The sequence below is a fragment of the Kribbella sp. NPDC004875 genome, assembly GCF_042873375.1.
GTDB lineage: Bacteria > Actinomycetota > Actinomycetes > Propionibacteriales > Kribbellaceae > Kribbella.
Map to the genome: position 1 here is coordinate 68475 of NZ_JBIALI010000011.1, position 25629 is coordinate 94103.

Sequence of the window (25629 nt, forward strand, 5' to 3'; positions counted from 1 at the left end):
ACCCGGCCTCCTCGACTGCAGACTTTCGGTCAGGCGCTCTTCTCGCGCCGGTCGCGCTTGGTGCGCTCGATCTGGTCGCGCGGGATCAGCGTGGGATTCACGTTCTCCAGCACCACCTCGCCGGTCACGACGACCTTCGCGACGTCCTCACGGCTGGGCACCTCGTACATCACGTTCAGGAGGACTTCCTCCATGATCGCCCGCAGGCCGCGGGCGCCGGTGCCACGGAGCAGCGCCTGGTCCGCGATCGCCTCGACCGCGTCGTCGGTGAACTCCAGCTCGACGTTGTCGATCTCGAACAGCCGCCGGTACTGCTTGACCAGCGCGTTCTTCGGCTCCGACAGGATCTTGATCAGCGCCTCGCGGTCCAGCGGGGACACCGTGGTGATCACCGGGAGCCGGCCGATGAACTCGGGGATCAGACCGAACTTCAGCAGGTCTTCCGGCATCACGTCCGCGTACCCACCGAGCTCCTTCGGCTTCTCCGTCTCGGGCGCCGTGTTGAAGCCGATGGTCTTCTTGCCGACCCGCTGCTCGACCATGTGGTCCAGGCCGGCGAACGCGCCGCCGACGATGAACAGCACGTTGGTCGTGTCGATCTGGATGAACTCCTGGTGCGGGTGCTTACGGCCACCCTGCGGCGGCACGCTGGCCGTCGTACCTTCCAGGATCTTCAGCAGCGCCTGCTGGACACCCTCGCCGGAGACGTCCCGGGTGATCGACGGGTTCTCGCTCTTGCGGGCGATCTTGTCGACCTCGTCGATGTAGATGATCCCGGTCTCGGCCTTCTTGACGTCGTAGTCGGCCGCCTGGATCAGCTTCAGCAGGATGTTCTCGACGTCCTCACCGACATAGCCGGCCTCGGTGAGCGCGGTCGCGTCGGCGATCGCGAACGGGACGTTCAGCATCCGGGCGAGCGTCTGCGCGAGGTACGTCTTGCCGCAGCCGGTCGGGCCGATCAGCAGGATGTTCGACTTGGCCAGCTCCACGGCCTCGTCCTTCGCGTGCCGGCCCGCACTCGAGGTGCCCTGACCGTCGCGAACTCGCTTGTAGTGGTTGTACACAGCCACCGCGAGAGCCTTCTTGGCCACGTCCTGACCGACGACGTACGCATTGAGGAAGTCGTAGATCTCCCGGGGCTTCGGGAGCTCCGTGAGACCGACCTCGGAGCCCTCGTTCAGCTCCTCCTCGATGATCTCGTTACAGAGATCGATGCATTCGTCGCAGATGTAGACGCCGGGACCGGCGATGAGCTTCTTGACCTGCTTCTGACTCTTACCGCAGAACGAGCACTTGAGCAGGTCGCCGCCGTCACCAATGCGTGCCACCGGGACAGATCCCTTCTATGCGCAATCGAACAGGGCCGGGAGGGCATGGGCCGCACGGACCGGGGAAACATGGCGAGCCATGAAGACCCCGAGCCGCGTTTTGACGGTACCCCGTCCGGGGCCGAAAAACCGCGCTCGCCACCGGGTTGTGACTACGCCGGTGGCGAACGCGTCAGGCCCTTGACAGTTCCCGGGCCCGGGGACCGGAGTCAGACTCCGGCCGGAACCGGGGCCTTCAGGGACTCGAACACCTGGTCGATCAGACCGTACTCGACGGCCTGCTCGGCGGTCAGGAACTTGTCCCGCTCGATGTCGCGGGAGACGTCCTCGGGCGACTTCCCGCTGGCGTCGGAGATCATCTTCTCCAGCAGCGAGCGCAGGCGAAGGATCTCGTTCGCCTGGATCTCGATGTCACTGGACTGCCCGTAGGTGCCCTCGGTGGCCGGCTGGTGGATGATGATCCGGCTGTTCGGGAGCGCGAACCGCTTGCCCGGCGTACCGGCGGCGAGCAGCACCGCGGCGGCCGAGGCGGCCTGGCCGAGGCAGACCGTGGAGACGTCCGGCTTGATGTAGCGGATGGTGTCGTAGATCGCGGTCAGGGCCGTGAACGAGCCCCCCGGCGAGTTGATGTAGATGCTGATGTCGCGGTCGGTGTCCATCGACTGCAGGCACAGCAGCTGCGCCATCACGGCGTTCGCGATCTCGTCCGAGATCGGCGTACCGAGGAAGATGATGCGCTCCTCGAACAGCTTGGTGTACGGGTCGACACGACGCACGCCGTACGACGTGCGCTCCTCCCACTGCGGGATGAAGTAGTTCATGGTGCGTCCTTAACTGACGGAGTGGGAGATCAGGAGTTCGGGCTGCCCTGGCTGAGCTGGGCCGCGCTGGTGACCACGTGGTCGATGAAGCCGTACTCCTTGGCCGCCTCGGCGGTGAACCAGCGGTCGCGATCCGCGTCGTTCTCGACCTGCTCGAGCGGCTGGCCGGTGTGCTCGGCGATCAGCCTGAACAGCAGCGCCTTGAGGTGCAGCGACTGCTCGGCCTGGATCTTGATGTCCGAGGCCGTACCGCCCATACCGCCGGACGGCTGGTGCATCATGATCCGCGCGTGCGGCAGCGAGTAGCGCTTGCCCTTCGCGCCGGCGCAGAGCAGGAACTGGCCCATCGAGGCGGCCAGGCCCATCCCGACGGTGGCGACGTCGTTGGAGATCCACTGCATGGTGTCGTAGATCGCCATACCCGAGTCGACCGAGCCGCCCGGGGAGTTGATGTACAGCCAGATGTCCGCGCTCGGGTCCTGGGCGTTCAGCAGGAGCATCTGCGCGATGATCGCGTTCGAGTTGTCGTCGCGAACCTCGGACCCCAAGAAGATGATCCGGTTCTTCCGCAGCTCGCGGTAGATGTCGTCGTCTTGTCCGCCGGCTCCGTTGCCGCCTGCGGCGGTGGGGATGGCTGCAAATGTCTCGTTCACGAACCCGACATTACTGGTCGGGGGCGACAGACCTAAGGCTGGGCCGTAGGTGTTCGCTCACGGCGCACCGCGCGTCTGCTGTGAGCTAAAGCGGGAAGAATCACCAGCCGCACAGCACCATCGATCCAGGCTCCTCGACGGCTGCCTCGTCAGGTACTTCGCGACGGGCCGGCTCGTCCGCGTCCCGTCGCACCTCTGGCTCCTGCAGCAGCGCGGCCACACCCGCCCCCTCCGCCCGGAAATCGTTTCACCGTCCACCGTAGGCGGCCCAACCGACGGTTTCCTTGCAACTGGTTCGCGAAATGCGAACGGCCCGGGAACCCCGCGTGGGGTTCCCGGGCCGTGACGGCGGGCTTGCTCAGGCCTTGGCCGGCTCCGGCTCCGCGGCGCTCTCCTCGGTGGCCTCGGCGGCCTCCGGGTCGGCGTACGTGCCGTCGGGCTGCAGGGTCTTCAGCTCGACCGTGTTGCCGGACTTGTCGGTGACCTCGGCGTTCTCCACCAGGTAGGCCAGCGCCTTGCCGCGGACGACCTCGGACACCAGGCTCGGGACCAGGTTGTTCTCGACGGCGTGCTGGGCGAACTGGTCCGGGCTGACGCCGGAGCGCTGCGCGTGCCGGACGATGTGCTCGGTGAGCTCCTGGTCGTTGACGCTCAGCTCCTGCTGCTCGGCCACCAGGTCGAGCACGAACTGCGCCTTGATGGCGTCCTCGGAGCGCTTCTTCAGGTCCTCGTCGAACTCGTCCTGGGTCTGCTCCTCACCCTCGAGGAACTGCTCCATGGTCATCCCGGAGTACCCGAGCTGCTGCTCCAGGTTCTCCTTGCGGGCGGCCAGCTCGTCGGTGAGCAGACCCTCGGGCACCGGCACGTCGACCAGCGTGAGGATCTTCTCCAGGACCGCGTCACGCGCCTCGCCGGCCTGCTCGAGCCGCTTGCCGCGCTGCAGCCGCTCCTGCACGTCGGCCTTCAGCTCCTCGGCGGTGTCGAACTCCGACGCGGTCTGCGCGAACTCGTCGTCGAACTCGGGAAGCTCCTGCTCCTTGACCGCGGTCACGGTCACCTCGACGTCGACGTCCTCGCCCTTCAGCGCGCCGCCGACCAGCTGGGTGACGAAGGTCTTCTTCTCGCCGGCGCTCAGGCCGGTGACGGCCTCGTCCAGGCCGTCGAGCAGCTGACCGCTGCCGACCTGGTACGACAGGCCGGTCGCCTGCGCCTCCTCGACCTTCTCGCCGTCCTTGCTGGCGGACAGGTCGATGGTGATGAAGTCGTTGTCGGCGACCGCGCGCTCGACCGGGTTCAGCGAGCCGAACCGCTGACGCAGCGACTCGATCTGCTCGTTCACCTCGTCGTCGGAGATCGCGAGGTCCTCGACCTCGGCCTTGAGGCCCTCCAGGTCCGGCAGGGTGATCTCCGGGCGGACCTCGACCTCGGCGGAGAACTGCAGGCTCTCCTTGTCGTTGAAGTCGGTCACGTCGACCTCGGGCCGGCCGATCGCCTTGACCTGGTTGTCGCTGACCGCCTGCGAGTAGAGCTTCGGGAGCGCGTCGTTGATCGCCTCCTCGAGCACCGGGCCGCGGCCCACGCGCTGGTCGATCACCTGCGGCGGCACCTTGCCCTTCCGGAACCCGGGCACGGTGATCTGCGAGGCGATGCTCTGGTACGCCGCGTCGAGGCTCGGCTTGAGTTCCTCGAACGGCACCTCGACGATGAGCTTGACCTTGGTCGGGCTCAAGGACTCGACGGTGCTCTTCACGGTGGCGGTTCTCCTTGATTCGGTGACAAGTGCGGCACGCAACAGCCCGCGCCACAGCGGTGCTGCAGGGGGTTTGTCGGGGCGACAGGACTCGAACCTGCGGTCTCCTGCTCCCAAAGCAGGCGCGCTAGCCACTACGCTACGCCCCGCAGTGACCGCAGAAGTCTAGTCGACCCGAACCAGTGCTCGTGCCACCGGCCCCCGATAAACCCGTTTTGAGTCCACCCGGGTCCATGTGGAATCATGTCCGAGCACCGCGGGTGTAGCTCAATGGTAGAGCCCCAGTCTTCCAAACTGGCTACGCGAGTTCGATTCTCGTCACCCGCTCCACACCGAGAGTCCCAGGCAGAGGCGACAACTTCCAGCCTGGGGCTTTTCGTACGCGACAAGCTACCTTCGCGGCAGCAACTGGCAACGGAGTACGGCGTCGCTCGGATGACCGTCCAGCAGGCGCTCAAGCTGCTCCGCAACGAGGGGCTGATCGCGTCCCGGGCAGACACCGGCGTCTACGTGCGCGACCGCTCCGGACAGCGGATCGGTCTCGGCGCGCGCCTCGATCACGCCTTCGAGAAGCCGCAGGTGACGATCGACGTCGCGGGTGTGGCACGATCTCGGGCATGTCGTATGACCTCGCGGTTTGGGAAGGCGACCGCCCCGCTAGCGACGAACTCGCGGAAGACGCCTTCCAAGCTCTGTACGAGAAGTACGTCGAGGCCGAGGAACCGATCCCGCCCTCGCCGCGGATTGCCGCCTTTGTCGCGGCGCTTCTCGCACGTTGGCCGGACATCACCGACAACGACAGCGACGCCAGCCCATGGGCGTCCGGGCCGCTGATTGGCGAAGCCATCGGCCCGCTCCTGTATTTCCCCATGGTGTGGAGCAGAGCCGACGAAGCGAGCTCGTTTGCCGCTGACCTCGCCAAGCAGCACGGCCTGATCTGCTACGACCCGCAAACTGGGCAGCTCCGGCCCTGACAAATCGCTTCCGGGGTGCACAATCGGCTCAACCGCCACGCGAATCCACGGGAGGGGAGTGCGATGGGTGACGAACAGGTTGCCCCGGAGGCTCGGGGTGTTTCGGTTGAGGTGCTTGCGACGGTTGATCTGGGGGCTGAGATTGCCGGCATGGAGGGGCACAAGCTGCGGATGCGGATGGTGACGATCGAGCCTGGTGGTGTGTTCGGGCCGTTGCATGATCATGCGGGGCGGCCTGGGACTGTCTACGTCCTGGAAGGGACTATCACCGACCACCGTGACGGCATGACCACGGAGTACGGGCCGGGGCTCGGGTGGCCCGAGGATCGGAACACGCTGCATTGGCTGGAGAACAAGGGGGACGTCCGGGCCGTCGAGATCTCGGTCGACATCGTCAAGTCCGACTAACTCGGGTACGCCGTTGCGCGGCGGGCCCGGCCGTGGCTCAGGGGTTTGGGGCGGCGCGGTCGGCTTCGCTGCGGAGTACGCAGAACTCGTTGCCTTCGGGATCGGCCAGGACTGCCCAGCCGGTGCCGTCCTGGTTGCGGCGGTCGGCGACGAGGGTGGCGCCGAGGGCGAGGAGGCGTTCCACCTCCTGGTCGCGGGTGGACTCGGGGCGCAGGCAGAGGTGGAGGCGGTTCTTGACCGTCTTCGGCTCGGGGACCTGGTTGAAGTACAGGAGCGGGCCCTCCGCCAGCATCACCACGGTCTCGTGGTCCCCCGGCTCGCAGTCCGGGTCGAGCGGCCGCCCGGTGACCTCGCTCCAAAAACGCGCCAGCTGATAGGCGTCCGAACAGTCGATCGCGACGTTCTGCAGTACCGAAACCATGCGCACAGCCTCCCTGACCTCAGGTTCAGCCGCCACCACATTCGACCTGTGACACTCGACGCCGTCCTCGGACAGGGTATTGCTTGTCCAAGGTCCTCAACGCGGGTCCGAGGTCTGGCGCGGTCGTGGGTGGACGTGGGAGGTAATGCCGGTGACTGGGGTGGCTGCGCCCGCGACAATGGCCGGCATGGATGAGGTCGAGGTCGTTGTCGCCCACAGCGAGCGGACGACGCTGCGGGTCGGGGACGTGTTTCTGAAGGTCGACGCCGATCAGTCGCGGCTCGATGTCGAGGTTGCGGCGATGGGGTTGGCGCCGATTCCCACCCCGGAGGTTCTGTGGCGAAAGCCGCCCGCGCTCGCGATCGCCGCCGTACCCGGGACGGCGCTCGGCGTCCTCGGTGAACCGTCACCCGCGTCGCCGGCCGCGTGGGCCGCGGCGGGCGCGGCCATCCGCGAACTGCACGACGCGCCGCTGCCGCCGTGGACCAGTAGGAGCGTCGAGGAGATCAGGGTGGACCTCGACCGCGAATGCGAATGGCTCATCACGAACGATGTCCTCCCCGCCGATCTGATCCGGTACAACAGGGAGATCGCCGAGATCGCGCTCCGCCCGTGGACGCCGGTCTTCACCCACGGCGATCTGCAGATCACCCACGTGTTCGTCGACGGCGACAAGGTCACCGGCGTGATCGACTGGTCCGAGGCGAGCCGGGGCGACGCGATGTTCGACCTCGCGATCCTGACCCTGGGCCACGAGGAGCACCTCGCGGACGTCATCGCAGGGTACGGCGACGGCGCCGACCGCGACGTGATCCGCGCCTGGTGGTCCCTCCGCAGCCTCACCGCCTCCCGCTGGCTCACCGAACACGGCTTCGACCCCAACACCCCCGGCTGCGAATTCGACGTACTCCGCACTGCCTTCGAAGCCGCCCGCGGCTGACTGTTTTCGAGGCTAGGTCGCTCGGAGGAGGGCTACGGCGTCGATGGTTGCGGGGGCTGTGGTGGTGGAGACGATCTTCAGGGGGCCGGTGCGGAAGGGGGTGGTGGGGAGGTAGGTGAGGACTCGGCTGGTGGTGGTCGCTGCCAAAGAGACCGTGCCGATCTTGATGTTGGCGTGGTAGATGTCGACGCGGCCTTGACCGGGGCCGTGGATGGCTACGAGGGCGATGCGTTGGCCGGCCTCGGTTGGCTTGGTCAGGTAGGCGCCGTTGGCTTTCAGGATCGTCGTCGTGCCCTGGAAGGCCAGCGTGCTGGTGGAGCGGGTGACTGTGCCTGCTGCGGTGAGTGCGCGGTCGTCTTCGGGGGACGCGGAGCAGATGGGGGCCGACCAGGCGGACAGGTTCCCCAGGTAGTCCCGGGCGCGCACCATGAAGCACTCGTCCCACCCGAGCCGCGGCGTCCACGAGATCGACGTGATGCGCGTGTTCTGCCACGTGGCGGGGTACATCCACTTGCCCAGCGCAACACCCGGCGCGGCGGTCTTGTAGACGACGTCGTACGACGCGATGTCGGTGTCGTCCTTATAAGCCCAACGCACCGTCGCGGACGTGCCCAATTGAACCCGGTCACCGATGCGCCACGTGACGAGCGACGGCGCGGTCCCATCGACCTCACTGCAGTACGACGTACTCCAACCGCTCACGTTGCCCGCATAGTCCCGCGCCCGCACCTGCCAGCACGTATCGGTCCCCACCGCCGCAGTGAGACTCGCCCCAGTCGTCTTGAGCCCCTGCCACCCCGGTACCTCGTTCCACGCGCCGTACGGCGTACTCCGGTTCGGACGCTGCTGAATACGCAGGTCGTAGCTGTCCACTCCCGTAGCGGGCGCATTCGGGTCCTGAGGGTCGTCGTACGCCCACTCGAAGGACAGGCTGGTGTTGTCGCGGACCCGATCACCGGCGGAGGCGCTCCGCAGTACGGGCGCGACCGTGTCGGCGTGCTCCTGCGGATCGGCGGTCAGCCACGACAGAGTGATGACGCGGGGCTTCCCGGCCGCGTCGGCGTACACGATCTTCGCCAGCCCGGAGCCATCCGCACGGAAGCTGGGAGTGGTGGTGCGGATCGGTCCGTAGCGACGCTGCCCCAGAGCCGGGTCGTTGAGGTCGGTCACCAGCAGGTCGGAGCCCGACTCCTGGACGGCGAACCCGTTGCCCAGCTGGGAATCCGCCGCCACGGACAGATTGCGCGGCGCCTGCGGACCGTTGACGTCGACGACCTGCTGACAGCCGCTCAGCACCGCCCAGCGCCCGTTCACGTCGTCCGAGTCGACAGTGCACGAGCCGGCGACCAGGACTGTCTTCACGTCACCAGTGGTGAGGTTCTTGCCGTCCAGATGTCCCGGCTCGGTCACCTTCCACACCGTGTCGCCCGACATAGCGAACGGAGGCGCGAAGTCGGCCACCTTGGCTTTCGAAGCGACGTCGTACACCTCAGCAGTCGCAGCGCTGGGCGCGCGGTGTGAGACGAGCTTCCCGCCCTTCCCCAGCACGACCTCGTCGGCTGCGGGGAACGTGAGCCCGCCGACCTTCGCAGTACTACCGTCGAACGTCAGCAGTGCGGAGCCCTCAACCTGCAGCGCCTTGCCACTACTACTGCCACCAGATGCCGTCCACGTCGTCCCGTTGTTACTCGTCTCGTAGACGACAGCCGGGTCCGACACCACTACGCGCGCCCCGGACATCCCGACAGCCGTCGCCGAATGCCCAGGCACCAGGGCACCCTCACCCAGATGCGTCGGCGGATCGGCCGCCATTACGGGCGCGGCAGACAACGGCAGCAGTAGGGCGCCGCACAGAACGGCAGCCTGCAGACGAAACACGAGATACCCCCCAGGCACTCCGACGACATCGCGCCGCACCCTAGCCAGTAACGACCGGTAACGGAAGCCGCGGGGAAATCCGGGTGACACACCGTGACCACAAGAGGATCCTGGAAAGCCGGTCAACGAGTGAAAGGGACGGATGCAGGCGGGAATCACGGTATCGGCGGCAGAACTGCCCGAAGTACTGCTGCACGTCGCAGTGGTACGCCCGGTCTTCCTCTGGGGCGCACCGGGAATCGGCAAGAGCAGTCTGGTGCGTGCGTTCGCTGAGTCGCTCGGTCTGGAGTGCGTGACGCTCCTGGGTACCCAGCTCGCGCCCGAGGACCTCATCGGCGTACCGCAGATCGTGGACGGACGTAGCCGCTTCGCTCCGCCCGTGGCGATCGCCCGCGACGAGCCGTACTGCCTGTTCCTGGACGAGCTGAACGCCTCCTCCGCCGAAGTGCAGAAAGCGTTCTACTCGCTGATCCTGGACCGCCGGATCGGTGAGTACGAGCTACCGGAGGGATCCGTGGTGATCGGCGCCGGTAACCGGGCCACGGACAACGCACTGGCCCGTCCGATGGCCAGCGCCCTGGTCAACCGGCTCGTGCACATCCACCTGCGCGCATCGGCGAGCGACTGGCTGCGGTGGGCCGGTACGGCGGGCATCCACCCGTGGGTACTGGAGTACCTGCGCAACCGCCCCGACCACCTCTGGACCGCTCCGCCGAAGACCGAGGAGCCGTTCTCGACCCCACGCAGCTGGCACATGCTGTCCGACGCCTTGCACTCGTACGGCGACGACGTGACCGACGAGACGCTACGGATCCTTGCCTTCGGCACCTTGTCCGCGCCGCATGCGTCCACGTTCCGCGCGTATGTGAAGACGGTCCGGCACGCCTTCGGTCTGGACGCCGTACTCAAGGGTGAGACCGGATGGCCGGCCGCCCCGGAGGACCGCGACCTGCTGTACTTCCTGGCCGAGACCTTCCGCGCCCGGCTGATCAAGGAACTGGCCGCCGACAAGGCCTCCGCGACTCCTGCGGCCCGCCAGCTGGCACACCGTGGCAAGGCGTTGCTGGTCGAACTGGCGGAGATCTCGCTCGAGGTGGCGCAGCTCGTGATCGCCTCCGACGACGACGGCCGTCCGGTGCTGCCGACGTGGTTCCTGGTCGAGGTCAGCCGCGACCTGCCGCGTCTGGTGGCCGCCCGTGCCTAAGCGCAAGCAGCGCGACCCGGCGCTGGAGGCGATCCGGTCCGCCTGGAACACCATCTGCCACCACCCACTGTTCGCGCCGATGTCCGACCGGATGCACGGTCCTGTCCGCGACGACACCTGCCCCGCCGACGCCTGGGCGATCATCGACTCGAACGGCCGGATCCACACGCACCGGACCCGCCGCGCCACTCCTGAGGAGTGGACGTGGGTCTTCGCGCACCTCCTGATCCACCTCGGACTCGGCCACGCCGAGCGCGACCTGCCCGCACCCGACCACGCCATGAGCGCCGCGTACGACGTAGCCGTCAACCGCTACCTCAAGTCCCTCAAACTGGGTACGCCGGTAGTCGAGCTGCCGGCGGAGTTCCCAGCGATGGAGGAGGACGCGCTGGCACGACTCTGGCGTCGCTCCGGCGTACCAGCGGACCTCGAGCGTCTCGGGGTGGCGGGCCACGCTGCCGACGTACAGACGGCTCGGTGGAACGGGTGGGGTAAGCCGCCGAACTGGAGTGAGCTCTTCGCCGCCGGACTGTCGGCGGCCGCCGCTGCGGCGGTTGACCTCGCGGGAGGCGCCCGGTCCGGCAAGGGTGGACGCGACGACTGGGACCTGGCGCTCGGCTGGTTCGTGTCGTCGTACCCGTTGCTCGGGGCGATCGCGTCCAGCATGACCATCGTTGCCGAGGTGGAGCTCGCGCGGGCCTGGGGCATCCACACGGCGGCGGTCAACGCGTCCGTCGGCGAGATCTACGTCAACCCGCTCGTCGGCCTGACGCAGAACGAGTGGCGGTTCGTGATGGCGCACGAAATGCTGCACGCCGCACTGCGCCATGGCGAGCGGGTCGGCGGTCGTGACGCCTACCTGTGGAACGTCGCCTCCGACCTGGTGATCAACGGCTGGCTGCTGGAGATGGGCGTCGGCACCATGCCGGACGGCGTGTTGCACGACCCGGTGCTGAAGGGCATGTCGGTCGAGGAGGTGTACGACCGCATCACCACCGACCTGCGGCGCTACCGCAAGCTTGCGACCCTGCGTGGTGTCGGTATGGGCGACGTACTCGGCCATCCGCTCCCCCACAGCGGTGAAGCCGCCCGCGCGGCCGGTCTGGACGACATCTACCGTCGTGCGCTCACCACGGGCCTGGCGTACCACGACCCGAGTCGCGGCACCCTGCCGGCCGGACTGGTCGAGGAGATCCGCGCTCTGGACCACCCGCCACTGGCCTGGGACGCGCAGCTGGCCCGCTGGTTCGAGGAGCACGTCCCCGCGGTCGAGAAGACCCGCACCTACGCTCGCGCGTCCCGGCGCCAATCCGGTACGCCGGACATCCCGCGCCCGGGCTGGGTCCGGCCGGTCGAGCTGGCGCGACTCCCGACGTACGGCGTCGTTCTCGACACCTCGGGATCGATGAACCGGGAGCTGCTCGGCAAGGCGCTCGGTGCGATCGCCTCGTACTCCCGCGCCCGGGACGTACCGGCTGCCCGGGTCGTGTACTGCGACGCGGCCGCCTACGACGCTGGCTACGTACCGGTCGACGACATCGCCGGCCGTGTGCAGGTCCGTGGTCGTGGTGGCACCGTCCTGCAGCCCGGTGTGGACCTGCTCGAGCGCGCTGACGACTTCCCGGTCGACGGTCCGATCCTGCTGATCACCGACGGCCAGTGCGATGTCGTCCGGGTACGCCGTGAGCACGCGTGGCTGATTCCTCGCGGGGCCGCACTTCCCTTCACCGCGAAGGGTTCGGTGTTTCGCGTGGAGTGAACTGCGTCTGCTCAGGGCGAACTGCCGTAGTCGGGTGACTCTGCTGAGTGACAGGTTCACTGTCATGGCGTGGATCGTGAGGGGCGAGTTCCGGAAGCTGTGGATCGGACAGCTGGTGTCGGCGTCCGGCAGTGCGGTGACCACTGTCGCGCTGCCGCTGGTGGCGGTGGTGAACCTGCAGGCGTCCGCTGTGGAGATGGGTGCGCTGTCCGCGTTGACGATCGCACCGCATCTGGTGTTCGGGCTGCTGGCCGGTGTCTGGGTCGACAGGTGGTCCCGGCGCCGTGTCCTCATCCGAACCGACATCGGACGACTCCTGCTGCTCGGCTCGGTCCCCGTCGCAGCGGCCGCGGGGGTACTACGCATCGAGCAGCTGTACGCCGTCGCCGTACTGACCGGAGTCCTCACTCTGCTGTCCGACACCGCGTCGCAGACGATGATCCCGGTGCTGGTGCCACGCGACGACCTGATGCGGGCCAACAGCGCGGCGCTGCTCAACATCAATCTCGCTTCCACGCTCGGCCCGTCTGTCGCCGGCTTCCTCGTCCAGGTGCTGACCGCGCCGTTCGCGATCGTCATCGACGCCGCGTCGTACGTCGTGTCCGCGATCGCGTCGTACCTGATCCGGGAGCCCGCCCGCGCCCCCGCACCGGAGCGGTCCGAGGTGCGGCTCTCGGCGGGACTCCGCGTGCTGTTCGGCGATCGGGTTCTCCAGCCACTCGTCATCTCGGCCGGTATTGCGGCCATGACCGGAGCGATGCAGGCTCCGCTGACCGTGCTCTACCTGATCCGCGATCTGCACAAGTCACCGGCGTTCGTCGGGCTGAGCCTGACGACCTTCGGCGCCGCGGCGGTGGCCGGCACGCTGGTCGCCGGCGCCTGGTGCCGCCGGGTCGGGATCGGACGCTCGTACTTGTCCGGCGTCCTGCTCGCATCCGTGTCCGGCGTGGCCTTCGCCACCGGCAGCACTCCGGTGATCCTGGCCGGGCAGGTCTGCGCCGGCCTCGGTATGTCGCTGTTCGGCGTCCCGCAGCGCACCCTGCGTCAGGCGCTGGCGCCGACCCACCTGCTCGGCCAGGTCACCGCGTCCTGGCGCACGCTGGTGATCGGCGGCCAGACCATCGGTGCGGCCACCTCCGGTGTCGTCGCCACCGCGGTCGGGATCCGCCCCACCCTCCTGCTCGCCACCGGCGGCATGCTGGCGGGTCTGCTGGTGGCCGTCCTGTCACCGCTCCGCACGCTCCGTGACGTGCCCGATCGGGAACCGGCAGGCGATCGATGAGGTCGGACTGATTGCGAAACGCGATAGGTCAGCCGGCCTGCCCCGCCTGGGGACGAGGCCGTCTATTGCGTCCGGTGGTAATTCATCGGCGGGGAATGGAATTGGCGGGACAAGCGCTTACCTACTGAGCGATACTGGAAAGTGCGCCGTTTTCCGGTCGCCTCAAACTCCCCCCTCGTACCGAAGTAGATGGGAAGTGCGCCCGTCCAGATGCCCTCAGAGCACCCTGTCCAAGCGCCGTCGATCGCTGCCCCTACCACCCGTGCCCCAGAGCGTAGCCGCAACCTCTGGCGGCTCCGACCCTATTTGAAGCCGCACCGCTGGCGACTCACGGTGATGTTCGTGACCGCCATGCTGGGCGTCGGCGTCAGCCTCGCCGTCCCACTGGTGACCAAGTCGATCATCGACGGTCCGGTCACCCGCCGCGAGCTGAACATGCTGGTCCCGCTGGCGCTGCTGGCGCTCGGGCTGAGCCTCGCCGAAGTGATCCTGGTCTGGATGCGCCGCTGGGCGCAGTCCCGGACGGTCAGCGACCTCGAAGCCACCCTCCGGCACGACCTCTATGTCCGGCTCCAGTCGCTGCCGATGGAGTTCCACACCCGCTGGCAGAGCGGCCAGCTGCTCTCCCGCGTCACCACCGACCTGTCCATCATCCGCCGGTTCATGGGCTTCGGCCTGCTGTTCCTGGTGATGAACATCCTGCAGCTGATCGTGGTCACGATCCTGCTGCTCCAGCTCTACTGGCCGCTCGGTCTCGTGGTCCTGGTGGCCGCCGTACCGATCGTGCTGGTGTCGCTGAAGTTCGAGAAGAAGTACCTGCGGATCTCCCGCAAGGTCCAGGACCAGCAGGGCGACCTGGCCACCAGCATCGAGGAGTCCGCACTCGGTTTCCGGGTGATCAAGGCCTTCGGCCGCCGGCCGTACGTCCAGCAGCAGTTCGACGACGAGGCGACCAGGCTCTACGAGACCGAGGTGGAGAAGGTCCGGCTCGCATCCCGGTTCTGGAGCTTCCTGGGCGTCATCCCGAACCTGACCCTGGTGATCGTGCTGCTGCTCGGCGCGCTCGCGGTCGGCCGGGAGGCGATCACGCTCGGCACCCTGGTCGCGTTCATCACGCTGATGCTGTCCCTGGTCTGGCCGGTCACCTCGCTCGGCGCGATCCTGGCGATGGCGCAGGAGGCGATGACCGCGGCGGACCGGATCAGCGAGATCCTGGACACCTACTCGGTGATCACGTCCGGCCCGGACGAGCTGACCGGGTCCCGCGGCCACCTGCGGTTCGAGAACGTCGGGTTCCGGTTCTCCGACGACTCCACCGAGGTGCTGCACGACATCAACCTCGACCTGGCCCCGGGGACGACACTCGCACTGGTCGGCGCCACCGGGTCCGGCAAGACCACCCTGACCGCACTGGTCCCCCGGCTGTACGACGTGACCGCCGGCCGGATCACCATCGACGGGCACGACATCCGGGACCTGTCCCTGGTGTCGCTGCGGTCCGCGGTCGCCTCGGCGTTCGACGACCCGACGCTGTTCTCGATGAGCGTCCGGGAGAACCTGACGCTCGGCCGTCCGGACGCGACGGATGCGGAGGTCCAGCAGGCACTGCAGGTCGCCCAGGCGCAGTTCGCCAACGACCTGCCGTGGGGTCTGGAGACCCGCGTCGGTGAGCAGGGCATGTCCCTGTCGGGCGGTCAGCGGCAGCGGCTCGCACTGGCGCGTGCGGTGCTCGCCAAGCCGGCCGTCCTGGTCCTGGACGACACCCTGTCCGCTCTCGACGTACACACCGAGGCGCTGGTCGAGGAGGCGCTGCAGAACGTGCTCGCCGACACCACCGGCATCGTGGTCGCGCACCGCGCGTCGACGGTGATGCTGGCCGACAAGGTCGCATTGCTGCAGAACGGCACCATCACCCACGTCGGAACCCATCAGGAGTTGCTCGCGACGGTACCGGCGTACCGGCACCTGCTCGCGGCCGAGGAAGAGGAGGTGCACGCATGACGACGACCCAGCAGACACCTCCCGAGGCCTCGGATCCGGCCAAGAAGCAGCAGGACACCGTTCAGCCGGAGGAAGAGCAGAGCTGGCGGGGGTTGTTCGAGGAGGACCCGGACCGGGAGATCTCGCGGGCGACCAGCGTCCGGCTGAAGGAGGACTCCCGCAAGCTGCTCGGTGAGCTGCTCCGGCCGTACCAGAAGCTGATCTGGCTGCTGGTCGTGATCGTGATCGTCGAGAACGGCGCCCGGCTCGCGGTCCCGTACCTGGTCCATCTGGGGATCGACAACGGCATCCCGCCGATCCTCGCGGGGCAGGGCTCGCGGGAGCTGATCACGATCGTGATCGCCGTGCTGGCGTCGGCGTTGCTGCAGGCGTTCGCGCGGCAGTTGTTCCTGATGCGGTCCGGCCGGCTCGGTCAGACCATCCTGCTCGGTCTGCGGAAGCGGGTGTTCGACCACTTCCAGCGGCTCAGCCCGGCCTTCCACGACAAGTTCACCTCGGGCCGGGTGATCTCCCGGATGACCTCCGACGTCCAGGTGATCGACGAGATGCTGGCGAACGGGTTCGACGGGCTGGTCACCGCCCTCCTGACCCTCATCGGTACGGCGATCCTGCTGCTCACGCTGGACGTCAAACTCGGTCTGCTCGCGCTGCTGTCGTTCCCGGCGCTGATCATCCTGACGGCGTGGTTCCGGAAGCGGTCCGCGGCGGTGTACCGGCAGACCCGCGAGGCGGTCGTGCTCGTGATCGTGCACTTCGTCGAGTCGATGACCGGCATCCGCGCGGTCCAGGCGTTCCGCCGGGAGCCGCGCAACGAGGAGATCTTCCACGGCGTCAACGACCGCTACCGGAAGGCGAACCTGGAGTCGTTCCGGCTGAACGCGATCTTCATGCCGTCGATCAAGGGCGTCGGCAACATCACCATCGTCGCGATCCTCGCGTACGGCGGTTACCAGGCGTACCACGGTCACGTCACCGTCGGTGTGCTGACCGCGTTCCTGCTGTACCTGCGGCAGTTCTTCGAGCCGCTGCAGGACATCTCGCAGTTCTACAACACGTTCCTGTCCGCGAGCGCCGCGCTGGAGAAGCTGTCCGGCGTGCTCAACGAGACCCCGGACGTCCCGGAGCCGATCGAGAAGGCCACCCCCGGCCCGGCGCGCGGTCACCTGGAGCTGCGGAACGTGCGGTTCGAGTACGTCGACGGCGTACCGGTGCTGCCCGGCCTGCAACTGGACGTGCCGGCCGGTCAGACGCTGGCCCTGGTCGGTACGACGGGAGCGGGTAAGACGACGATCGCCAAACTCGTGTCCCGGTTCTACGACCCGACCGGCGGGCACGTGCTGCTCGACGGCGTCGACCTGCGTGACCTGTCCGAGGACGACCTGCGCGAGCGGGTCGTGATGGTGACCCAGGAGAACTTCCTGTTCACCGGTTCGGTCGCCGACAACATCCGGTTCGGCAAGCCGAGCGCGACGATGGAGGAGGTCGTCGAGGCCGCGAAGGTGATCGGCGCGCACGACTTCATCTCGGCGCTGCCGAACGGGTACGACACCCCGGTCGAGAAGCGCGGCTCGCGGCTGTCCGCGGGTCAGCGGCAGCTGGTCGCGTTCGCGCGGGCGTTCCTGGCGAACCCCGCCGTACTGATCCTGGACGAGGCGACGTCGAGCCTGGACATCCCCAGTGAGCGGCTGATCCAGCGGGCGCTGAAGACGATCCTGGCGGACCGGACGGCGATCGTGATCGCCCACCGGCTGTCCACGGTCGAGACCGCGGACCGGGTGCTGGTCCTGGAGTACGGCCAGATCATCGAGGACGGCTCTCCGGACCACCTGATCACGGTCGACGGCCACTACGCCGGACTGCACCAGGCCTGGGAGGAATCACTGGCCTGAGTACTACCTGCAAAACGTGCGGGCGCGTGGAGCTTCCACGCGCCCGCACTGCTGTCTGGTGGTCACTAGGGCGTACGGCGGGCCTCGGTCGTGTCCCGGACGACGGACCAGGCATCGGCGACCGGGCCGACGTGCTGGAGCTTGTCCGGGTTGACGACCGCGCGGATCGCCTGGATCTGGCCGTCGGCGATGTCGAGGGCCCAGGTGTTGACCACCCGGCCGTCGGAGTCGCGGAAGATCGCCCCCGGCTGGCCGTTCACCTCGTGCGGCTCGATGACACCGCCGATCCGCGCGAAGGGCTCCGCGAGAGCGGACAGCATGCCGGCCACGTTGCGGGCACCGATGATCAGGCCCCGACCCCACTGCGGTGCCTTCCCGCCCGCATCGCCCACCAGTTGTACGTCGGCCGCCAGGAACTGCATCAAGTTGCCGACATCGCCTGCTGTGAAGGCGTCGAAGAACCGCACCGCGAGCTCGTCACGTTCACGTCGATCCGCTGCGAACCTCCGGCGCCCGTCGTCCATGTGCCGCCGTGCCCGCGTCGCCAGCTGACGGCACGCGGCCTCCGACCGCCCCAGCGCCGACGCCACCTCCGCGAACCCGAAGCCGAACACCTCACGCAGCACGAACGCCGCGCGCTCCAACGGGGACAGCCGTTCGAGCAGGAGCAACGCCGCCATCGACACCGAGTCGGCGAGCTCGGCCGCGCGCTCCGGGTCGTCGTACGGGTCGGAGAGCAGCGGTTCCGGGAACCATGGGCCGACGTACTCCTCCCGCCGGTGCCGCGCGGACCGCAGTACGTCGACGGAGATGCGGGTGACCACTGCGGACAGGAAGGCCTTCGTGGACGCGGGACGAGTCCCGGAGGCGGCGTACCGGAGCCAGGTGTCCTGGACCGCGTCCTCGGCCTCGCTGACGCTGCCGAGGATGCGGTAGGCGATCGAGAACAGCAACGGTCGCAGCTCCTCGAACTCCTCGACGCGCTCCGGCATCAAGACGCCGCCAACTCGGCCTTGAAGCCCTGACGCCACGAGGGGTACCGCAGCTCCCAGCCGAGCTCCTTCTTCGCCTTGGCGTTCGAGAAGCCACGTCCCTCGGTCATCATCACCACCGCCTGGTCGCCCGCCAGCGGCCGCGCCAGCCACACCGGGACCCGCATCGGCGGTTTCGCGCCCGCACACTCCGCCAGGTACGGCAGCCAGGCGCTGGCGGGCGCCGGGTCGTCGTCGACGATGTTGAACACGCCGGTGACCTTCTGCTCGACGGCCAGCACGGTCGCGCTCGCCGCGTCGTCCAAGTGCACCCATGAACTGTAACCAGTGCCCTTGCCGACCAGTGGGTACTGGCGTTTGCGCACCAGCTCGACCTGGTCGTCGATGGCGCCGGGCCCGTAGAAGGCGCCGTACCGCATCACCGCGCCGCCGATCTTCAGCACCAGGTCCTCGATCCGGCTCAGGGCCTTCAACCCGACGTACGCCGCTGTTCCCTCGAGCAGGTCGAGCGGGTCCTCCTCGGTCTTCACCCAGCCGCCTTCGCGGATGCCGTTCCAGCTCGCGTAGCCCTGCGCGACGAAGTGCGGGACGCCGACCGCCTCGGCCGCGGCGAGCAGGTGGTCGGTCCCCTCAGTGCGCAGCCGGTTCGTCTGGGCGAACCAGCGGTCGGGATGCTTGATGTCGGGCTTGCCCGCGTGCGTCATCGAGATCGCGGTCATCTGGTGCACGATCACGTCCGGCTTCGCCAGCGCGACCGCCTCCCCGACGGACGCTCCGTCCAGGCCGTCCATCACCACCGCGTCGGCACCGGCCGCCTTGATCAGGTTCAGCTTCCCCTTGCTGGTCGTGGTCGCCGTCACCTGATGACCGCGGGCCACCAGCTGCGGCACCAGCCGTTGGCCGAGGACGCCACTGCCACCGGCCACGAACACTCGCATGCTCATCTTGGTTCCTTTCGTCGTCCCCGAGACGAGATGACGTCGCCTGCCGTGACATCGACTGCTGTGACATCGGCTGCTGTGACATCGACGGTGAGCGGCGCGGGTCCGCCGGCGCCGTACTGTCTGAAGGCGTCTGTAGCTTGGTCGTGTGCTGACGACGCTGGCGGTGGAGAACTATCGGTCCCTCCGGCGGATCGTCATGCCGCTCGGCGGGCTGAACGTGGTGACCGGGGCGAACGGGGCCGGCAAGTCGAGTCTGTACCGTGCACTCCGGTTGCTGGCCGACGCCTCGCGGAACGGTGCCGTGGCGGCGCTGGCACGAGAGGGCGGTCTGCAGTCGACGCTGTGGGCCGGGCCGGAGCACGTCCGCAAGGACCGCCCGGCCCAGGGCACGCGGCGGACCGGCCCGGTCACGTTGCGGATGGGCTTCGCCGGCGACGACTACGGCTACCTCATGGACCTCGGGTTGCCGGTCGCTCATGGTTCCGCCTTCGACCTCGATCCGGAGATCAAACGGGAAGCCCTCTGGTCCGGCCCGTTCCTGCGACCCGCAGCGGCGCTGGTCGAGCGCAACAACCGCGAAGTGCGGATCCGATCCGCCCGCGGTGCGTGGGAGCGCGCGGGACATCAACTGCAGACGTTCGACAGCATGCTGAGCGAGTTCGCCGATCCCGAGCGGGCGCCGGAGCTGTTGCTGGTGCGGGACCGGATGCGTGGATGGCGCTTCTACGACCACTTCCGCACCGACGCGGACGCTCCTGCACGCCGAGTCCAGATCGGCACCCGTACGACGGTCCTCGCCCCCGACGGCGCCGACGTGGCGGCCGCGCTCCAGACCGTCCGCGAGTTGGGTCCACGCGGCGCTCTCGACGAGGCGGTCGAGCTGGCCTTCCCTGGCAGCCGGGTCGAGGTCGTCAGCACGTCCGGCCGTTTCGAGGTCGCATTCCACCAGCGCGGTCTGCTCCGACCGCTTTCCGGCGCCGAGTTGTCCGACGGCACCCTCAGATACCTTCTCTGGGTCGCCGCTCTGCTGACTCCACGGCCCCCGGACCTCCTGGTCCTCAACGAGCCCGAGACCAGCCTCCACCCGGAGCTACTCCCCGCACTGGCCAACCTGGTCGTCACCGCGGCGAAGGAGGCTCAGGTCATTGTCGTGACCCACTCCCGTCCCTTCATCGCGTCCCTGGAGGCGCTCTCCCCCGACCTCCACACCCTCGAACTGGTGAAGGACCAAGGCGCCACCACGATCACCGGCCAAGGCCCGCTGGACGAACCACCCTGGAAGTGGCCGTCCCGCTAGGACGTGTCTCCCAATCCCGCGCAGTAGGCGGGGGATCGGGAGACACGCCCTAGCCGCTGACCGTTTCGTGTTTCACGCTTTCGAAGCGGACGAGGATGACCGAGCCGGCGGCGGACAGCAGGAAGCCGATGATCGCGGCCGGCCACCAGCCGGCGCGGACGGCGTCGTCGAGGACGAAGACACCGACGGCGGCCGGAGTGATGGTTTGCAGGGCGATCATCGGAGTGGTTGCCAGCGTCACCGAACCGCGCTGCAGAGCCAGCGAGTACAAGAGGAACGCGAGCGCTCCGCTGATCGGCAGGGTGTACGCGGTCGGGCTGTGCAGCACCTCGCTGATCGACCCGTCCTGGAGCAACCGCGCCGAGATGGCAACCCCGGCGTACCCCAGACCGGCGAGCATGCCGAGGAGGGCGGTCGAGACGCCGTGCTGGGATCGGCTCGCGATCGCACCCAGGGTCGCGATGACGACCAGGCCCACGATCACGCCGACGGTCAGACCGTGATGCTGTGCGCTGTCGCCCGCGTCACCGGCCGAGACTGCGAGGAGGCCGAGCCCGACCACGACCCCGATGACCGCGGACCACTCCAGAGCGCTGAGCTGGTCCGACATCAACCGCGTCGCGAGCAACGCCGTCACGACCAGGCTGACCGCGATCCCGGCCTGCGCCAGGTACAGCGGCAGCAACCGCAGCGCGACGAAGTGCAACCCGAAGCCCGCCAGGTTCAGCACCAGGGCACCGAGGAACGCAGGCTGCTTCAGGAGCGCCGCGACGAACCCACCGAGCCGCCGCGGGTCGAGCTCCGACTCCGTCGGCACCTTCCGGGACCCGACCGCCTGCAGGATCGCCGCGACACCGAACAGCACCGCGGCGCCGAGCGCCGCGCCCAGACCGAGAACCACTACGCGACGACCCTGCGGCGCGGCGCCCAGAAGGTGAGGAACAGGCTGAGCCCGCCGTAGTACACCAGGTAGGCCAGCGAGATCACCACCACGATCGTGTTCGGGTTCGGCATCTGCGCCAGGAGTACGGCGTACGACGCCAGCCAGATCGCGGTGGTCAGCAGGTTCAGGGAGCGGAACGCCTTGGTCCGCGACGGGTACACGTACTTCACCGGGATGAAGACGAGCACCGAGAACGCGACCAGCAGCACGCCGGTGACGACCGGGCTGAGGCCGAGCACGATGATGTAGAACGCAACCACGTTCCAGTAGCTGGGGAACCCGAGGAAGAAGTGGTCCTCGGTCTTCGCGTCGACCCGGCAGAACTGGTAGCTGGAGGCAAGCAGCGGCAGCGCACCGAGGACCGCGCCCCAGGTGCCGGACGGCAGGTAGCCGCCGGTCCAGAGCAGCACGATCGGGGCGAACGCGTAGGTCAGGTAGTCGACGATGTTGTCGAGCATCGCGCCGTCGAACCACGGGATGGTCTCCTTGACCCGCAGCCGGCGCGCCAGCATCCCGTCGGTACCGTCGATCACCAGGGCCGCCAGCCCGAGCCAGAGCGCCCGGACGGCGTCGCCGTCGATCGCCGCGATCACGATCAGCAAGGCGAGCACCGTTCCGCTCGCGGTATAAGCATGCAGTGCAAGTCCGGCCAGACGCAGCCGCGTCGACCCGACGAACGGTTCCCGCACCGCGTCGTGTGTGGTCAGGACAACTCCCGGAACTCAAGCGACGCAACGCGCCGGGCCGCGTCACGGTGAACCCGGCCGTCGCCAGCGTCTCACAAGCCTGGTCCCGGGCCGGTCACCGCCCGTCATCCACGCCGGATCTTTGCACGGACTTAGTAGCCCAGCCGGACGGGCCGGCTGGGGTGCAGGGACCTACTTGACCGGCTCCAGCACGAAGAGCGGGATCTTCCGGGTGGTCTTGGTCTGGTACTCGGCGTACGACGGGTACGCGGCGACCGACCGCTCCCACCACTCGTCGTACTCGGCACCCTCGACCTCGCGGGCGACGTACTCCTTGGTGACCTCGCCGTCCTGGAGAGTGACCTTCGGGTCGGCCTTCAGGTTGTAGTACCAGACCGGGTTCTTGGGGGCGCCGCCGAGCGACGCGACCGCGGCGTACACGCCGTCGTGCTCGACGCGCATCACCGGCACCTTGCGGATCTTGCCGGACTTGGCGCCGCGCATGGTCATCAGCACGACCCGGAGGCCCTGGATGTCCACGGCGGCGGTGGTGCCGGCCGCGGTGACCTTCTCGACCTGCTCCCGGACCCAGTCGGCGGTGCTCGGCACGTACTCGTCGTTGTTGGTTGTCATATCACCCATGATAATGGTGACACATCACCATCCCTACCCACGGCGCGTCGCGCGGCCGGGTCAGAGGGTCGGGGCGAGGGCGGTGAGGGCCACGAGGGCGTTTTCCCAGGCCTGGGTGGACCGGGTGGTGTAGGCGGACTGTTGCTCGGGGGTGGCGTCCAGCCGGTCGAAGCCGGACTCGACGACGAGCAGCCGGGTGCCCTCGGCCTCGGGGGTCAGGGTGAACTCGACGACCGTGGAGTTGCCCGGTGCGGGTTCGACGCCCGGCTCGACGGCGGAACGATAGGCGAACCGGCGGCCCGGCTCCACCTTCTCCACGAATCCGCGGAACTCACCGTGCTCGTCCCACCGCGTCACCAGCCGTCCGCCGGGACGCAGGTCGATCTCCGCACCACCGAACGCGTACCACTGGGCGAACACATCCGGTTGCGTGACCGCGGACCACACCACCTCCGGCCGAGCCTCGACGTACACCTCACGTTCCACGCTGTCCATGCGGTCATCCTGCCAACTCGACACCGCTTGGAGCCAACCTGCCGCGGTCAGGGAGCGCAGGACTTCAGTTGGGTGGCGGTGGCGATCGTGGCCTCGATCCAGCGGCGGCGCAGGAAGTGCGCCTTCAGTAGGCGGTGGATGCCGTCCAGCACCACCAGCCGGCCGCGGTACGCCACGAGGTTGATCGGGAAGTCCAGGTCCGCGTCCATCACCCGCTGGTAGTGCGCGCGGAAGTTCATCGGCGTCTCCGCGACCTGGTGCGGGGTGATCTTGAACCGCTCGCCCTCCAGTTGCCACAGCGGCAGGTCGAACATCCAGACCAGGTCGGCGATCTCGACCGGCTCGACCCGGATGTCGAGCTCCCACAGCTTCGCCAGCTGCCAGCGGTACGGCGGGAACACCTCCCGCAACGCCTCCGGCATCATCGCGACGAGCTCCTCGAACGAGACGTCCGGAGCCGCCCGATCCGCCTCGGCGTCGAAGGTGTCGCCCAGCCCGTCGATCGTCACGACGGAGCAGGTTACGCCATCGCCAGGGCGACCACGACCACGTTGCTCAGGTACACCTGGCCGTTCCAGTCCTCACAGGTGACCAGCACGAGCCGCCCGGCGACGGTCTGGTCGAAAACCTGCGCGGCCCGCTTCGCCAGCGTCGCCTTCCGGTACGTCGTCACTGTCCCGACCCGGTAGCGCAGCAGGCCATGCACCGTCGTCACCTGGACGACCGACCCCGGGACGAGTTTGCCGAGCTCGTCGAACGCACCGCCACCGTTGTGGACGGTGTGACCGGTGATGACCGCTGAACCGTGTCTGGCGCCGGGCTGTGCGCCGGCCGACCACCAGCCGACCGTCGAGGGGTCCGACGGCGGAGTCAGCGCGGCGTGCACCGCCTTGATCGCGAGCACCGGTGCTGTCACACCCAACTGCGGGATGCTGATCCCGGTCGGGCGCCCCGCGCGCACCGCCGTACGGCTGGTCGAAGGAGTCGACTGGGCCGATGCCGGCCCCGGCTGACCGGTGCGGGCGTTCGGCGTGCCCGCGGTGACCCGCGCACCCGGCGACACCGCGGCACCTATTGGGGCACCTACTGGGGAGGTGGAGGGCGTCGGTTGCCGAGTACGGCCGCCGCCGAACTGCAGGTACGCGCCGGCGACGAGAACGCAGACGCCCACGACCGCGACCGCCCCACTCCATCGAAACGGAGCAGCGCGGCCGCGGCGTCGAGCAGAGCTCATGCCGGACCCACGTCAGGCGCTGTGCTTCCCACGTCGCCGGAGTGCCACGGCGCCCGCACCGCGAGCATCAGGCCACCGGCCGCGAGCAGCAGGCCACCCGCGAGCCCGAACGGACTGTTGCTACCGGCAACCGAGTTGGCGGCACCGGGTCCGCCGAAGCCGGCGTCGACCTCGGTCGGCACACCGGCCGTCGGCGACTGCGACTCACCCGGTACGTCGGACGCCGGCGTCGAGGCCGTCGCCACCGGAGTGTCCGACGGCGTACCGGTCGAGTACCCAGGGGTGCTCGCCGATGTCGTGGCCGGAGACGTGGTCGACGTTGCCGGCGGGGTGTTTGTCGTGGCCGGTGGTGTGTCCGTGGTGGCCGGAGGCGTGTCCGTCGTCGCGGGTGGCGTGTCGGACGTGGCCGGTGGCGTGTCCGTGGTCGCCGGAGGCGTGTCCGTCGTGGTCGGCGGCGTCGTGGGCGGCGTGGGCGGCGTGGCGTCGCAGCCCTCCACCCAGAACACCTTGTGCTTGACGTCGTTGCCGATCGAGCCGGGCGCGTTCACCGTGAGCTTCACGTGGTAGCCCTGCTTCGGATGCGGCTGACCGGTGAACTTCAGGGTGTACTGCTCCCGCGCGTCCAAGTCGGTGCCGCCGCCGGCCGCGTCCTCGCCGATGAACGGCGTGAGGTTGCCGGACACGACCTCCAGACCTGCGTCGGCAGTCGGCTTCTGGTCCTCGAACGTCACCGTGGCCTTGTAGGAGTCGTTCTTGTCGTAGTTGTAGAACTCGACGGTGAACGCGCACCCCTGGTGCGGGTTGTTGTCAGGCTGGTTGCTCTGCAGCTCCACGCCTTCGATCTTGATGGTGCCGTTGTTGCCGGCCGGGTCACCGTTGCCGTTGCCATGACCGTTGCCGTGGCCACCGGCCACCGTCGTCTGGTCGGCGTTCGCCGATGGCGCCACGAGCAACGCGGTGGCGCCGAGAAGCAGTGAAAGAGCTCCGGCCGCGGCAACGAGGCTCGCAGACCTGGAGCGAACACCCTTGAGGGTCATGTCCGTCCTAGAACGCTGGGCAGAAAAAGTCCTCGAGAAGTATTTCGGTTCCGTCACAGC

General features: G+C 68.3%; 24 protein-coding genes, 2 tRNA genes and 1 pseudogene. 11 read left to right on the forward strand and 16 right to left on the reverse strand.

Going from position 1 to position 25629, the window contains the following annotated elements; all coding sequences use genetic code 11:
• Positions 1-29 precede the first annotated feature (29 nt).
• The 5 genes from clpX to ACFYRH_RS40090 form a co-directional block, all read right to left on the reverse strand.
• Positions 30-1328, reverse strand: coding sequence for an ATP-dependent Clp protease ATP-binding subunit ClpX (gene clpX / locus ACFYRH_RS40070; protein WP_387786025.1), 1299 nt, complete (start codon positions 1326-1328; stop codon positions 30-32).
• Between the two features lie 209 nt (positions 1329-1537).
• Positions 1538-2149 (reverse strand): ATP-dependent Clp protease proteolytic subunit, encoded by a 612-nt coding sequence (locus ACFYRH_RS40075; protein ID WP_387786028.1) that lies wholly within the window; start codon positions 2147-2149, stop codon positions 1538-1540.
• Between the two features lie 29 nt (positions 2150-2178).
• Positions 2179-2802, reverse strand: coding sequence for a ClpP family protease (locus tag ACFYRH_RS40080; RefSeq protein WP_387786030.1), 624 nt, complete (start codon positions 2800-2802; stop codon positions 2179-2181).
• 358 nt (positions 2803-3160) lie between these two features.
• On the reverse strand, positions 3161-4552 hold the full coding sequence (tig, locus tag ACFYRH_RS40085; protein ID WP_387786032.1) for a trigger factor: 1392 nt from the start codon (positions 4550-4552) through the stop codon (positions 3161-3163).
• A gap of 76 nt (positions 4553-4628) precedes the next feature.
• A tRNA-Pro gene (locus tag ACFYRH_RS40090) sits at positions 4629-4701 on the reverse strand.
• Positions 4702-4808: 107 nt separating this feature from the next.
• Between ACFYRH_RS40090 and ACFYRH_RS40095 the strand changes: the two genes are divergently transcribed.
• The 4 genes and pseudogenes from ACFYRH_RS40095 to ACFYRH_RS40110 all read left to right on the forward strand — a co-directional run bounded on the left by ACFYRH_RS40095 (position 4809) and on the right by ACFYRH_RS40110 (position 5934).
• A tRNA-Gly gene (locus tag ACFYRH_RS40095) sits at positions 4809-4882 on the forward strand.
• Positions 4883-4918: 36 nt separating this feature from the next.
• Positions 4919-5053, forward strand: a pseudogene (locus tag ACFYRH_RS40100) (GntR family transcriptional regulator); the annotation flags it as partial.
• A 116-nt stretch (positions 5054-5169) separates the two neighbouring features.
• The gene (locus ACFYRH_RS40105; protein ID WP_387786034.1) at positions 5170-5526 is read left to right on the forward strand and encodes a hypothetical protein; all 357 of its coding nucleotides are present in this window, start codon (positions 5170-5172) and stop codon (positions 5524-5526) included.
• A gap of 150 nt (positions 5527-5676) precedes the next feature.
• Positions 5677-5934 carry a cupin domain-containing protein gene (locus ACFYRH_RS40110; RefSeq protein WP_387786035.1) on the forward strand — a complete coding sequence of 86 codons (258 nt, stop codon included), beginning with the start codon at positions 5677-5679 and terminating at the stop codon, positions 5932-5934.
• Positions 5935-5971: 37 nt separating this feature from the next.
• Here the strand turns inward: ACFYRH_RS40110 and ACFYRH_RS40115 are convergent, their stop codons facing one another.
• Positions 5972-6355 carry a VOC family protein gene (locus ACFYRH_RS40115; protein ID WP_387786037.1) on the reverse strand — a complete coding sequence of 128 codons (384 nt, stop codon included), beginning with the start codon at positions 6353-6355 and terminating at the stop codon, positions 5972-5974.
• 187 nt (positions 6356-6542) lie between these two features.
• On the opposite strand from ACFYRH_RS40115, the gene ACFYRH_RS40120 reads away from it, so the two are divergent.
• On the forward strand, positions 6543-7295 hold the full coding sequence (locus tag ACFYRH_RS40120) for a phosphotransferase family protein (RefSeq protein ID WP_387786038.1): 753 nt from the start codon (positions 6543-6545) through the stop codon (positions 7293-7295).
• Between the two features lie 12 nt (positions 7296-7307).
• Here ACFYRH_RS40120 and ACFYRH_RS40125 read toward each other — a convergent pair whose 3' ends face one another.
• A complete protein-coding gene (locus tag ACFYRH_RS40125; RefSeq protein WP_387786041.1) occupies positions 7308-9065 on the reverse strand; it encodes a hypothetical protein in 1758 nt (585 codons plus the stop codon).
• A gap of 250 nt (positions 9066-9315) precedes the next feature.
• On the opposite strand from ACFYRH_RS40125, the gene ACFYRH_RS40130 reads away from it, so the two are divergent.
• The 5 genes from ACFYRH_RS40130 to ACFYRH_RS40150 all read left to right on the forward strand — a co-directional run bounded on the left by ACFYRH_RS40130 (position 9316) and on the right by ACFYRH_RS40150 (position 17308).
• Entirely contained in the window at positions 9316-10377 is a 1062-nt protein-coding gene (locus ACFYRH_RS40130; protein WP_387786043.1) for an AAA family ATPase, read from the forward strand.
• Positions 10370-12136 (forward strand): hypothetical protein, encoded by a 1767-nt coding sequence (locus ACFYRH_RS40135; RefSeq protein WP_387786044.1) that lies wholly within the window; start codon positions 10370-10372, stop codon positions 12134-12136. Before ACFYRH_RS40130 ends, ACFYRH_RS40135 begins: the two co-directional genes overlap by 8 nt.
• Before the next feature lie 64 nt (positions 12137-12200).
• Complete coding sequence (locus ACFYRH_RS40140; protein ID WP_387786046.1) at positions 12201-13418, forward strand: MFS transporter; 1218 nt, start codon at positions 12201-12203, stop codon at positions 13416-13418.
• A gap of 336 nt (positions 13419-13754) precedes the next feature.
• Positions 13755-15419: an ABC transporter ATP-binding protein gene (locus tag ACFYRH_RS40145; protein ID WP_387786049.1), complete on the forward strand. Its 1665-nt coding sequence runs from the start codon at positions 13755-13757 to the stop codon at positions 15417-15419.
• The gene (locus ACFYRH_RS40150; RefSeq protein ID WP_387786051.1) at positions 15416-17308 is read left to right on the forward strand and encodes an ABC transporter ATP-binding protein; all 1893 of its coding nucleotides are present in this window, start codon (positions 15416-15418) and stop codon (positions 17306-17308) included. The genes ACFYRH_RS40145 and ACFYRH_RS40150 overlap by 4 nt, the downstream gene beginning before the upstream one ends.
• Positions 17309-17373: 65 nt before the next feature.
• Here ACFYRH_RS40150 and ACFYRH_RS40155 read toward each other — a convergent pair whose 3' ends face one another.
• Together ACFYRH_RS40155 and ACFYRH_RS40160 are read right to left on the reverse strand one after the other, a co-directional pair.
• The gene (locus tag ACFYRH_RS40155; RefSeq protein ID WP_387786054.1) at positions 17374-18300 is read right to left on the reverse strand and encodes an RNA polymerase sigma-70 factor; all 927 of its coding nucleotides are present in this window, start codon (positions 18298-18300) and stop codon (positions 17374-17376) included.
• Entirely contained in the window at positions 18300-19244 is a 945-nt protein-coding gene (locus tag ACFYRH_RS40160; RefSeq protein WP_387786056.1) for an NAD-dependent epimerase/dehydratase family protein, read from the reverse strand. The genes ACFYRH_RS40155 and ACFYRH_RS40160 overlap by 1 nt, the downstream gene beginning before the upstream one ends.
• A 145-nt stretch (positions 19245-19389) precedes the next feature.
• On the opposite strand from ACFYRH_RS40160, the gene ACFYRH_RS40165 reads away from it, so the two are divergent.
• Positions 19390-20541, forward strand: coding sequence for an AAA family ATPase (locus ACFYRH_RS40165; protein WP_387786058.1), 1152 nt, complete (start codon positions 19390-19392; stop codon positions 20539-20541).
• 49 nt (positions 20542-20590) lie between these two features.
• Here ACFYRH_RS40165 and ACFYRH_RS40170 read toward each other — a convergent pair whose 3' ends face one another.
• The 7 genes from ACFYRH_RS40170 to ACFYRH_RS40200 all read right to left on the reverse strand — a co-directional run bounded on the left by ACFYRH_RS40170 (position 20591) and on the right by ACFYRH_RS40200 (position 25569).
• Positions 20591-21442 carry a hypothetical protein gene (locus tag ACFYRH_RS40170; protein ID WP_387786061.1) on the reverse strand — a complete coding sequence of 284 codons (852 nt, stop codon included), beginning with the start codon at positions 21440-21442 and terminating at the stop codon, positions 20591-20593.
• A complete protein-coding gene (locus ACFYRH_RS40175; RefSeq protein ID WP_387786063.1) occupies positions 21442-22173 on the reverse strand; it encodes a CDP-alcohol phosphatidyltransferase family protein in 732 nt (243 codons plus the stop codon). The genes ACFYRH_RS40170 and ACFYRH_RS40175 overlap by 1 nt, the downstream gene beginning before the upstream one ends.
• Positions 22174-22362: 189 nt before the next feature.
• Complete coding sequence (locus tag ACFYRH_RS40180; RefSeq protein ID WP_387786065.1) at positions 22363-22803, reverse strand: nitroreductase family deazaflavin-dependent oxidoreductase; 441 nt, start codon at positions 22801-22803, stop codon at positions 22363-22365.
• Positions 22804-22863: 60 nt separating this feature from the next.
• Entirely contained in the window at positions 22864-23298 is a 435-nt protein-coding gene (locus ACFYRH_RS40185) for an SRPBCC domain-containing protein (RefSeq protein WP_387786066.1), read from the reverse strand.
• Between the two features lie 47 nt (positions 23299-23345).
• Positions 23346-23807: a hypothetical protein gene (locus ACFYRH_RS40190; protein ID WP_387786068.1), complete on the reverse strand. Its 462-nt coding sequence runs from the start codon at positions 23805-23807 to the stop codon at positions 23346-23348.
• Positions 23808-23818: 11 nt separating this feature from the next.
• The gene (locus ACFYRH_RS40195; protein WP_387786070.1) at positions 23819-24532 is read right to left on the reverse strand and encodes a sortase domain-bontaining protein; all 714 of its coding nucleotides are present in this window, start codon (positions 24530-24532) and stop codon (positions 23819-23821) included.
• Positions 24529-25569, reverse strand: a complete 1041-nt coding sequence (locus ACFYRH_RS40200; RefSeq protein WP_387786071.1) for a hypothetical protein — start codon at positions 25567-25569, stop codon at positions 24529-24531. The genes ACFYRH_RS40195 and ACFYRH_RS40200 overlap by 4 nt, the downstream gene beginning before the upstream one ends.
• Positions 25570-25629 lie beyond the last annotated feature (60 nt).

Bases quoted from the DNA above. Each gene is read 5' to 3' on its own strand.
- ACFYRH_RS40150 (WP_387786051.1), top strand. From the start codon at position 15,416: ATGACGACGACCCAGCAGACACCTCCCGAGGCCTCGGATCCGGCCAAG.
- ACFYRH_RS40160 (WP_387786056.1), bottom strand. From the start codon at position 19,244: ATGAGCATGCGAGTGTTCGTGGCCGGTGGCAGTGGCGTCCTCGGCCAA.
- ACFYRH_RS40180 (WP_387786065.1), bottom strand. From the start codon at position 22,803: ATGACAACCAACAACGACGAGTACGTGCCGAGCACCGCCGACTGGGTC.
- ACFYRH_RS40120 (WP_387786038.1), top strand. From the start codon at position 6,543: ATGGATGAGGTCGAGGTCGTTGTCGCCCACAGCGAGCGGACGACGCTG.
- ACFYRH_RS40075 (WP_387786028.1), bottom strand. From the start codon at position 2,149: ATGAACTACTTCATCCCGCAGTGGGAGGAGCGCACGTCGTACGGCGTG.
- ACFYRH_RS40155 (WP_387786054.1), bottom strand. From the start codon at position 18,300: ATGCCGGAGCGCGTCGAGGAGTTCGAGGAGCTGCGACCGTTGCTGTTC.
- ACFYRH_RS40105 (WP_387786034.1), top strand. From the start codon at position 5,170: ATGTCGTATGACCTCGCGGTTTGGGAAGGCGACCGCCCCGCTAGCGAC.
- ACFYRH_RS40140 (WP_387786046.1), top strand. From the start codon at position 12,201: ATGGCGTGGATCGTGAGGGGCGAGTTCCGGAAGCTGTGGATCGGACAG.
- ACFYRH_RS40195 (WP_387786070.1), bottom strand. From the start codon at position 24,532: ATGAGCTCTGCTCGACGCCGCGGCCGCGCTGCTCCGTTTCGATGGAGT.
- ACFYRH_RS40145 (WP_387786049.1), top strand. From the start codon at position 13,755: ATGTTCGTGACCGCCATGCTGGGCGTCGGCGTCAGCCTCGCCGTCCCA.
- ACFYRH_RS40200 (WP_387786071.1), bottom strand. From the start codon at position 25,569: ATGACCCTCAAGGGTGTTCGCTCCAGGTCTGCGAGCCTCGTTGCCGCG.
- ACFYRH_RS40115 (WP_387786037.1), bottom strand. From the start codon at position 6,355: ATGGTTTCGGTACTGCAGAACGTCGCGATCGACTGTTCGGACGCCTAT.
- ACFYRH_RS40110 (WP_387786035.1), top strand. From the start codon at position 5,677: ATGGAGGGGCACAAGCTGCGGATGCGGATGGTGACGATCGAGCCTGGT.
- ACFYRH_RS40185 (WP_387786066.1), bottom strand. From the start codon at position 23,298: ATGGACAGCGTGGAACGTGAGGTGTACGTCGAGGCTCGGCCGGAGGTG.
- ACFYRH_RS40130 (WP_387786043.1), top strand. From the start codon at position 9,316: ATGCAGGCGGGAATCACGGTATCGGCGGCAGAACTGCCCGAAGTACTG.